The organism is Sphingobacterium sp. 1.A.4, assembly GCF_002734245.1.
Taxonomy (GTDB): Bacteria; Bacteroidota; Bacteroidia; order Sphingobacteriales; family Sphingobacteriaceae; genus Sphingobacterium; species Sphingobacterium tenebrionis.
In genome coordinates, this window is sequence record NZ_PEAZ01000098.1 from 1 (window position 1) to 9,507 (window position 9,507).

Sequence of the window (9,507 nt, forward strand, 5' to 3'; positions counted from 1 at the left end):
GACAGAAATGTCAAAATAATCCTTTGAACAATCAATACCTGTTACCATATTTGTATATCATATTTGTGGATTACAGCAGCTCTTATCATAACTTATCAATCGTAAAAACAGGCTCCTGGCCTAATGAACTGTCCAAGTTTATGATAGGAATAAGAGAGGGGGATTAACATTGCGAAGGGTCTCTCAAGGACCAATGACGATTAAAAATCTTACTCCCTCTCTCGCTGTATCCTAAATGAAATACAAAATTATATTCTGTCTCTTTAATTCCTATAACTTTTCTACAAACTTACGATGACATGGAACCTCGATGACGCGAGCTCGACATGACACAAAAAAATAATAAAACATCACATATCATTAATAAAACATCACATATCATTAATAAAACCAAATATAGCAAATCACAAAAATGTTCAGCATTAAACAAATTGAAGAAGCACATAGTCGTGTTAGTACAGGTGCAGATTTTCCGCGCTACATTGCAGAAATTAGAAACCTTGGCGTCACTTCTTTTAAATTCAACGTATCCGATGGAAAAGAAATATATTTCGGTGAAAATAGCTACGAAGCCGTTTCCGAACCAAAATATGATCCTATAAAAATCCAATCCGAAGTAAACCTTCCAACCTTTACAAAAGAATTAATTGATCACCAGCAAGGAAAAACAGACTTCCCTCATTTCATCAAAATATGTGCTGAAAATGGCGTTAATAACTGGATTGTCGACCTAGAAAAAATGGTCTGTACTTACTTCGATTCCCACGGAAATAAAATACTCCAAGAACCTTTAGGATAGTATTTTAGTACAAAGTAGTTAGTAGTTAGTAGTTAGACCTAGGGCGTCATAGGTCTAAATACTAAATACTCACTACTAAATACTGTTTTAAAAAAGAGAGGTTGGCAAAAAGCCAACCTCTCTTTTTTAAAACATGTCCGAATTCATCACCTTCGTCCAAGCTTTTGCGAAATCCTTCACAAATTTCTCTTGGGCATCAGCGCTGGCGTAGACTTCGGCAACGGCACGAAGTTCCGCGTTTGATCCGAACACCAGATCCGCTCGGGTACCGGTCCATTTTGGTTGACCAGTTTTACGATCCGAACCGATATATAATTCCTTATCTTCTGAAGCAGCCTTCCAAGCTGTATTCATATCCAATAGATTCACCAAGAAATCATTGGTCAGCTGTCCAGGTCTGTTCGTGAATACCCCATTTTTAGAACCATCAAAGTTCGTGTCCAATGCGCGCATACCTGCAACCAGAACAGTTAATTCAGGTGCTGAAAGGTTTAATAATTGTGCTTTGTCGATCAATAATTCTTCTGTAGATGAAGTATATCGTCTTTTCTTATAGTTGCGGAATCCATCAGCGATTGGCTCTAGGTGTCCAATCGATTCGATATCCGTCTGCTCTTGCGAAGCATCCATACGACCCGCTTTAAAAGCTACCTCAACAGGCGTTCCGGCATCTTGTGCTGCTTTTTCAATAGCTGCATTTCCTGCAAGAACGATAAGATCTGCTAAGGATACTTTTTTACCAGTTGTTTGTGCTCCATTGAAATCGTTTTGGATTTGCGTCAAAACCGATAACACTTTATCCAATTGTTTAGGATTATTCACTTCCCAATCTTTTTGAGGCGCTAAACGGATGCGGGCACCATTAGCACCACCTCGTTTATCCGAACCACGGAAAGTAGAGGCAGAAGCCCATGCCGTTGATGCCAGTTCAGAAACAGTTAGACCTGAAGAAAGAATCTTACCTTTTAGATCGGAAGCATCTGCATCAGCGATCAATTCATGATTTACTTCAGGAATAGGATCTTGCCAGATTAATTCTTCTGCAGGAACTTCTGGTCCCAGGTAACGGGAGCGAGGTCCCATATCGCGGTGAGTCAATTTAAACCATGCACGTGCGAAGGCATCAGCAAAAGCATCTGGATTTTCGAAGAAATGTCTGGAGATCTTACCGTATTCTGGATCAAAACGTAGGGATAGATCGGTAGTCAACATGGTTGGCTTCCGTTTCTTATTGCTGTCGAATGGATCTGGAATGGTTTCTTCTGCATCTTTAGCCACCCATTGGTGTGCACCAGCAGGACTTTTCGTCAATTCCCATTCGTAATTGAATAGGTTTTCAAAAAAGTTATTGCTCCATTGCGTTGGGGTGGTCGTCCAGATCACTTCCAATCCCGAAGTGATGGCATCAGCTCCAACTCCCGATTTATAACTGCTTTTCCAGCCAAAACCTTGTTCATCCAGTCCTGCTGCTTCCGGTTCTTTTCCTACATTATCTGCAGGTCCAGCGCCGTGTGTTTTTCCAAAGGTATGGCCACCAGCGATCAATGCAACGGTCTCTTCATCGTTCATCGCCATCCTTCCGAAGGTATCGCGAATATCCTTTGCGGCTAAAATAGGGTCTGGGTTTCCATCAGGTCCTTCCGGATTTACATAGATCAATCCCATTTGTACAGCTGCCAATGGGTTTTCCAGATTCCTGGAATGCACATCTCCATCTGCGTCATCATCTGCCGATAATACGCCGTGTTTTTCAGCTACACCTTCAGAACCATGGGCATAACGCACATCACCGCCTAACCATTTATCTTCCGAACCCCAATATACATCCTGATCAGGTTCAAACGCATCCACACGACCACCAGCAAAACCGAATGTTTTGAAACCCATAGATTCCAAGGCGACATTTCCGGTCAATACCATTAAATCTGCCCAGGAAATCTTACGACCATATTTTTGTTTTATCGGCCACAATAAGCGGCGTGCCTTATCCAAACTCACATTATCTGGCCAGCTATTTAAAGGAGCAAAACGTTGCTGTCCGGTACCTGCACCACCACGACCATCACCTACACGGTAAGTTCCTGCGGAGTGCCAGGCCATACGGATAAATAGACCACCATAGTGTCCAAAATCTGCTGGCCACCAATCCTGAGAATCGGTCATTAAAGCGTGCAAATCTTGTTTTACAGCGGCTAAATCTAAGGAGTTGAATTCGGCTGCGTAGTCAAAACCATCATCCATTGGATTGGATAGGTTGGAATGCTGGCGTAGTAAACTTACTTTAAGGTGTTTTGGCCACCAATCGTGGTTGGTAGTTCCTCCACCTGCTACTGTCATTTTCTGGTTCAAAGTGCCGTTGTGGAATGGGCATTTGCTAATGTCGTTTGATCCGTTTTCCATATCTTTTTTTAGAATTAATTCATACCAAGGGAATCCGTTGGTATCTGTTGTTTTTTTATTATCTCACATTTATAATTGGCAGTACATGTTGTAACTTTCTCTTATAAATTTAGTTAAAGTTAGATAAATAAAATCTAATTAATATTTAAAACATGATAGATTTTCTCTATTAGTTATTAAAAAAAATAATCCCGAAAATTGCTGCTTTTTCGGGATTGACAATTTAAAAACTCATGTAATTCGAACGCTAATCGAAATATTTAATTTCTTTTTGTTGCCACAAATTAAGTGAATTAATAGGTTTATTGGAAGTAAGAGGGGGTGGACAAAAGGTGGACAAATAAACAAAATCGGGCTAAATTGGTTGTTAGAACAGAAAATAGATGTATAATTTTTAAAGAAAAAGACATATGCCTTGGAACCCTGAAATTTATAACCAATTTAAAGATATCCGATATCAACCTTTTTTTGATTTGATGGACCTGATCGAGGAGCGGACGGAAATGCAGGCTGTTGACCTGGGATGTGGAACAGGGGAGCAGACTGCAATGTTGGCGGAACGTTTTCAGCAATCTACATTTTTGGGGATTGATTCTTCGGTAGAAATGTTGCGCGGCGCGGAAGAGCATCAAACGGAACGATTATATTATAAGGTAGAAACTTTCGAGGAGTTCATCAATCGATTGTCTCGATGGGATTTGATTTTCAGTAATGCGGCATTGCAATGGTCGGGTGATCATCATACCTTATTTCCGGATCTGATCAAAAAATTAAATCCTGGAGGGCAGTTGGCTGTTCAGATGCCTTGCCAAACTGAAAATGAACTGAACCAGATTTTATTTGAACTGGCGAACGAGGAACCTTATCGGGATCAGTTAAATGGTTGGAATAGGTCATCTCCGGTTTTGAGCATGGAAGAATATACGGAAATGTTTATTGCGGAGGGTATGGTGAATTTGAAGATCTCGAAAAGGATTTATCCTATTGTGGCCGCGGATACGGAAACATTATTTCATTTTATTTCGGGTTCGGCTTTGATACCTTATATGGAAAGACTTTCGGAGGAACAGCAAATTGAGTTTAATGGTGAGTTTAAGAGAAGGATAGGGGAAAGGTTTGAGAAAAGACCGGTTGTTTATCCTTTCAGGAGGTTGTTGTTGTATGGGGTAAAGGCTTAGTTTTTTATTGGGTTACGCGTAATTGCGAAACCGCGTCATTGCGAGGAGGTTTCCCCGTCATTGCGAGGAGGTTTTTCGTCATTGCGAGGAGGTACGACGAAGCAATCTTTGGACTTCATTCAGCATAAGGTGGTTTAAAGATTGCTTCGTTCCTCGCAATGACGAGGCTAAAAGATTGCTTCGTTCCTCGCAATGACGCGGTTTCCTTCGTATTCCATTCATGGTTTATACATATTGTAAGCAATGTTCAAGTGCCTAAAGTCACTTAAACCTCACTTACATGTCACTTAAACCTCACATAAAGTAAGAACCAATCCATTAAAAATACCCGCTCTTATTTGAAAAAATTGCTATAAAATTTAAATTGGTAATCTTATTTATCAATTCATTATCTTTTTTTTAAGAAACTGATCAAATCTTTATTTATTAACTAATCCAAGCAAATCTAATTTTATGAAGAAATATGAAATTAATGCTATACCTAGGTATTTTATTTTTGCTGAAAATGGAAGTATCATAAGCCCAAATGCACCACGACCGGGGTCGGAAGAAATTAAAAAATTATTAAAACTTTAAAATCCCAAACCATAGATGACTAAAGTCCAAATTTTCTTTGCTTGTATATTATTCTTCCTTTTAAGTTGTAGCCAGAAAAATGAAAACCAAACAGAGCCTATAAATATAGTTGCCGGATCATCCAAAATTACAGGGAAAATCATAGCTCCAGATAGCCTTAAAGCGGGAGGAATTAAAGTCAGCATTTCGGTTCTGCATCCAATTACAGGAGATTATTCGACATATGAAATCCCTACTGATGACTCGGGTAGATTCGCGCTTGACTATGATATGGAAACAAGTAGTACAATAATCGGTTTATCTAGTAATTTACAAACTAATCCCCTATATATTAAGACCTTTATTAATAAACCTATCCAAATTGAAATACAATACACTGATAAATTGACAATCCATAAAATTGATGTTACGCCTGCGATGCCTAAATACGATATGATGCACAGCGAACAATTATTTAGGAAATTGGTTGAAAATAAACCCAATGACCCAAATTGGAAATACCCACATTATTATAATAAGAGTATTGATGATTTCTTGGAATCTGTAAAGAAATCATATAACAGGAGGCTAGAGGCGGTATTGGGGAATGATGTTGCGCTTTCAAAAGAGTTTAAAGATTTTCTAAAAAAAGATTTTCGAATGTTTTATTACACTGGTGGCATGTTCGATTATGAAGGTTCCATGAAAATCAACTATTTAAATGCCACAAAGGATACAGTGAATTTGCCTAAAATCCAAAAAATTGATCGATCCTATTTTCGTTTCTTAAAAGATTTTGATCTTAACGATCCGCAGTACCTACATACCTTTACATTCCCCGAACTTCAACATAATATACTCCAGAATGAGGTATTAGGTCTTCCACGAATAGGAGATAGCGATATTTCTTCATGGCTAAAAGAAGTGAAAGGACTTTTGGCCGATCAGGTTGGGTTTAAGGATGGACCATATTATGATATTCTGGCTGCGAATGCCTATGGTCTACAGCTTAATGAGGAAGTAAAACCCTTAACTACTAAGCAGCAGGAGGCAATAAAGAACTATTGGGGAAAGGGTGAAATTGCTAAAATACTGTTCCGAAAAAATAGGCAAGTTATAGAAGAGGATAGCAAGAAATCGCCCCTTGTTGTACATGATATTGCTCATGTTGCTAAGGAAAAATTGATGGACACTATTCTTGCAAAATATCCAGGTAAAGTGGTGTTTATAGACTTTTGGGCTACCTGGTGCGGCCCTTGTTTGGGCGCTATGAAGCAGTTTAAATCCATAAAAGGGGATTTTCAGGGTAAGGATGTTGTTTTTGTTTATTTAACAAATGGATCTTCGCCAAAAAAACGCTGGGAAGAAGTAATTAAAGGTATTGGAAGCGAACATTATTACTTAAAGGATGATCAATGGAGTTATTTAATGTCTGAATTCGGATTTGAATATATCCCATCGTATTTATTATATAGTAAGGAAGGGATTTTGGCGAATAAGTTTACTGCATTTCCGGGAAATGAAAAAGTAAAAAACTTGATCGAGGATTTGCTAACAAATAAAGAAGGTAAATAGAAAGATAAATATTTAGATAAATAGATTGATTATAATAAGATAAATTGTAGTTTGCTGTCGCTGTAAACAAAAACAGCATTAAAAGATCAAAATTATGAAAGAATACAAAGTAGAAACTTTAATTTATTACTCAAAATTAACTCTTGATTCGGAACATATTGCGAAGAAATCAAAGGATGACATTCAAGAAAAATTAGACGAATATGCAAAAAATGGATTCAAATTAGCCTCCACAAATTCAACTAATTTCGGATTTGCGATTTATATTTATTTGTTTTTTGAAAAAGATGTCTAAACAAAAAATTCTAAACGCTCTTAAAAAATATTCAACTGAATTTGCTCTAATTTTTATTAGTGTGATCCTTGCCTTTGCCCTAACCGAATGGAGTGCAAACCGAGGAGAAAAAGTATCTGAAAATAAAATTTTAGGTGAAATTAAAAACGGAATAAACTCAGATTACAAAGATTTTGAATCAAATTTAAAAATGCACAAAATCAGTAAGTCTGGCGTGGGGGAGTTAAGGAAATGGGTTAACAATCAAGAAATAAATAATGATTCAATTGCTGTTTACTATTTTTTACTCTTCAGGAATTATTCACCAATAATCAACAAAACCGGTTATGAATCACTAAAAGGAACAAACTTAAAAACAATCTCAAATGATTCATTAAGGTTTAAGATAATAAAACTGTACGACTATCATTACAATATTATTGAGCAGTTAGAAAATCATAATGAGGAAATGCAAGATTTTAAAACTTACTTTGCTCCTACAAATGAAATCCTGTCGCCGTATATGAATTTTGATGAGAAAGGCAATTTGAAGGGTTTACAAACTGCAAATTTATCTGCTACACAGAAAAAGGAACTTCTTAGTTATTTATGGAGATTAGAGCTAACGAAAATGTTTAAAATTTTGCGATACGAACAAGTTTTGAAAGAAATTGAAAGTTTGGACAAATCCTTGGATAAGGGATTAAAAAACGACAGTTAATAAGTAGTTTGGAATAGTAAGATAATTGATTGTTCTTAAGTCATGTTAAATGAAAAATTATAATTTTCTGTTTTTTTTCGCTTTTATCTTGTCTTCCTGTATTGGGAATAATCAAAATATGCGGTCTGATGATCGCATTATTCAAAACCAAGTTAAGGATACTTCCGAGATCCCTCACGGAATAACCCGTAACATAAAACAGGATAGTAAGGGTCGTATTTGGGTGGCTACATTCGACGGAATCTTCCAATTCAATGGAAAATCATTTACTAAAATCACGGATGAAATAAATTCAGTTCGATTTTTCTCTGTTTTAGAAGATCGAAAAGGTAACTTTTGGTTTTCTTCTGTTGGGTCGGGAGTTTATTATTATGATGGAGAATCTTTTACTAATTATACAAGCAAAGACGGGCTAGTCAACAATAGGGTCACAGAAATCTATGAAGATAGAAAGGGTAATATTTGGTTCAGTACTGAACAGGGAGCAAGTCGCTTTGATGGAAAATCATTTCTGAATTTTACAACAGAAAATGGATTGCCAGCCAATTATGTCCATTGGATATTGGAGGATCAAACTGGTAAATTTTGGTTTGGAACGCAGGAAGGGGTTTCTATTTATGATGGAAAATCATTTACCAATTTAACCCAGAATAATCGTGGGTTTTACAATGTTAGGGGCATGATAGAAGATACTAGCGGTAATATCTGGATAGGAGGGAATGATGGTCTTTGGAAATACGATGGAAGAAACTTTACCAAATTTTCAGATAGTTTTGTAGGCTATATTTATGAAGATAAAGAAGGGAATATTTGGACAAGTTCAAAGGATGATAAAACAAGTGAATTTTCGAATGGTCTACAAAATAATGGCAATCAAGAGAGTTGGGTTTTGTCGCGATATAATAAAAGTTCTTTGTCCAATCCTAATTTACTTCCGGAGCTAATCAAAACCCATGAAGGAATGATTTTTGGGATACTTCAAGCAAATAATGGAATAATTTGGTATGGAACTTTAAATGGGATAGGAAGGTGGTCTGAGGATTAAATACTGATTATATGTAATAATCGTCATTTTTAGAACGAATTTATCTTCGTTTTTTTAATAGCTTAAATTTATGAAAAGCCTTTTTGTATTAATAATTTCCAGTTTTTTGCTTTCTTCCTTATCAGCACAGACCCTTAAGGATTGCTCTTCTTGTGCCACAAAACTAATCCAGGTTGAGCAAATTAAGGACTTGAGTATTGATGAACTACGGTATTTGGCAAATGATTTATTTGCTAGGCGAGGTTATAAATTTTCGGATGCTATTATCGATAGCTATTATTCAGAAAAAAGCTGGTATAAACCTGTTGCCGACAACAATAAAATAATTTTTAACACGGTAGAAAAGCAGAACATTAAAATATTGCAGGACAAGACTACTGAACTGAAAGCTAATAGGGATAAATTGATAAATGAGCTAAAGGTCTTTAAAGCAGCATTACAATCTAACAATAAATCAGATCTGCAAAGGAAATATAATTTTGAAACCAATGATATGGAAAATAGGAAGGATATTGCCTATTTAGAAAAAACTTTGGAGCAAGTGAACTTGGATGATATCAATTGGTCAAAACACAAAGGAATATACGAAGTTACTGTGGATAATGGAGACTATGTAATGAATTATGAAATAAGTATCGATAGGGAAAAGGTTAATATTAAGGGATCAAGCTGAATCCTTGGGGGGGAATACTAAAAATTTCTTAGTTTAGCATCTTTAAAACAGTTATCCCTTGCAAGAAGCCGAACGTAAATTACTATCCTTGTTGATGCCCGAAGGGCTTTTGGAATACTTTCAGATCATAGAAGTCGATCAGGTCGACAATCAGCTCCATATTTATTTAGATGAACTTAATATTGCTCCGACAGGCTATGAGAACAACAGGTTGGAGTCAAAGGGCTTCATGCCTTCCACCGAGATCTCGGACTTTCCCATTCGAGGCCAGAAAGTTACGCTACATA

The 9,507-nt window shown here is 36.7% G+C and carries 9 protein-coding genes; 8 read left to right on the forward strand and 1 reads right to left on the reverse strand.

The genetic code is table 11. The features are described from left to right. Positions 1-412: 412 nt before the first annotated feature. Positions 413-799, forward strand: coding sequence for a DUF1398 domain-containing protein (locus CRJ00_RS16370; protein ID WP_099367825.1), 387 nt, complete (start codon positions 413-415; stop codon positions 797-799). Between the two features lie 126 nt (positions 800-925). On the opposite strand, the gene katG is transcribed toward CRJ00_RS16370, so the two are convergent. After that, on the reverse strand, positions 926-3,199 hold the full coding sequence (katG, locus tag CRJ00_RS16375; RefSeq protein WP_099367826.1) for a catalase/peroxidase HPI: 2,274 nt from the start codon (positions 3,197-3,199) through the stop codon (positions 926-928). Between the two features lie 410 nt (positions 3,200-3,609). Here katG and CRJ00_RS16380 point away from each other — a divergent pair, with 410 nt between their 5' ends. From CRJ00_RS16380 to CRJ00_RS16410, 7 genes are all read left to right on the forward strand, one after another. Further along, positions 3,610-4,377, forward strand: a complete 768-nt coding sequence (locus CRJ00_RS16380; protein ID WP_099367827.1) for a methyltransferase domain-containing protein — start codon at positions 3,610-3,612, stop codon at positions 4,375-4,377. Positions 4,378-4,968: 591 nt separating this feature from the next. Next, positions 4,969-6,507, forward strand: a complete 1,539-nt coding sequence (locus tag CRJ00_RS16385; protein WP_099367828.1) for a TlpA family protein disulfide reductase — start codon at positions 4,969-4,971, stop codon at positions 6,505-6,507. Between the two features lie 94 nt (positions 6,508-6,601). Further along, a complete protein-coding gene (locus tag CRJ00_RS16390) occupies positions 6,602-6,802 on the forward strand; it encodes a DUF4177 domain-containing protein (protein ID WP_099367829.1) in 201 nt (66 codons plus the stop codon). Then, a complete protein-coding gene (locus CRJ00_RS16395) occupies positions 6,795-7,502 on the forward strand; it encodes a hypothetical protein (RefSeq protein WP_099367830.1) in 708 nt (235 codons plus the stop codon). Before CRJ00_RS16390 ends, CRJ00_RS16395 begins: the two co-directional genes overlap by 8 nt. Positions 7,503-7,551: 49 nt before the next feature. Next, complete coding sequence (locus CRJ00_RS16400) at positions 7,552-8,547, forward strand: ligand-binding sensor domain-containing protein (RefSeq protein WP_099367831.1); 996 nt, start codon at positions 7,552-7,554, stop codon at positions 8,545-8,547. A gap of 70 nt (positions 8,548-8,617) precedes the next feature. After that, positions 8,618-9,220: a YARHG domain-containing protein gene (locus tag CRJ00_RS16405; RefSeq protein ID WP_099367832.1), complete on the forward strand. Its 603-nt coding sequence runs from the start codon at positions 8,618-8,620 to the stop codon at positions 9,218-9,220. Between the two features lie 58 nt (positions 9,221-9,278). Further along, on the forward strand, positions 9,279-9,507 hold a 229-nt coding region (locus CRJ00_RS16410), incomplete at its 3' end, for an ISAon1 family transposase N-terminal region protein (RefSeq protein ID WP_441347596.1).

Excerpts from the sequence above, each read along its gene's own strand:
- CRJ00_RS16370 (WP_099367825.1), top strand. The coding sequence starts at position 413 with ATGTTCAGCATTAAACAAATTGAAGAAGCACATAGTCGTGTTAGTACA.
- katG (WP_099367826.1), bottom strand. The coding sequence starts at position 3,199 with ATGGAAAACGGATCAAACGACATTAGCAAATGCCCATTCCACAACGGC.
- CRJ00_RS16380 (WP_099367827.1), top strand. The coding sequence starts at position 3,610 with ATGCCTTGGAACCCTGAAATTTATAACCAATTTAAAGATATCCGATAT.
- CRJ00_RS16385 (WP_099367828.1), top strand. The coding sequence starts at position 4,969 with ATGACTAAAGTCCAAATTTTCTTTGCTTGTATATTATTCTTCCTTTTA.
- CRJ00_RS16390 (WP_099367829.1), top strand. The coding sequence starts at position 6,602 with ATGAAAGAATACAAAGTAGAAACTTTAATTTATTACTCAAAATTAACT.
- CRJ00_RS16395 (WP_099367830.1), top strand. The coding sequence starts at position 6,795 with ATGTCTAAACAAAAAATTCTAAACGCTCTTAAAAAATATTCAACTGAA.
- CRJ00_RS16400 (WP_099367831.1), top strand. The coding sequence starts at position 7,552 with ATGAAAAATTATAATTTTCTGTTTTTTTTCGCTTTTATCTTGTCTTCC.
- CRJ00_RS16405 (WP_099367832.1), top strand. The coding sequence starts at position 8,618 with ATGAAAAGCCTTTTTGTATTAATAATTTCCAGTTTTTTGCTTTCTTCC.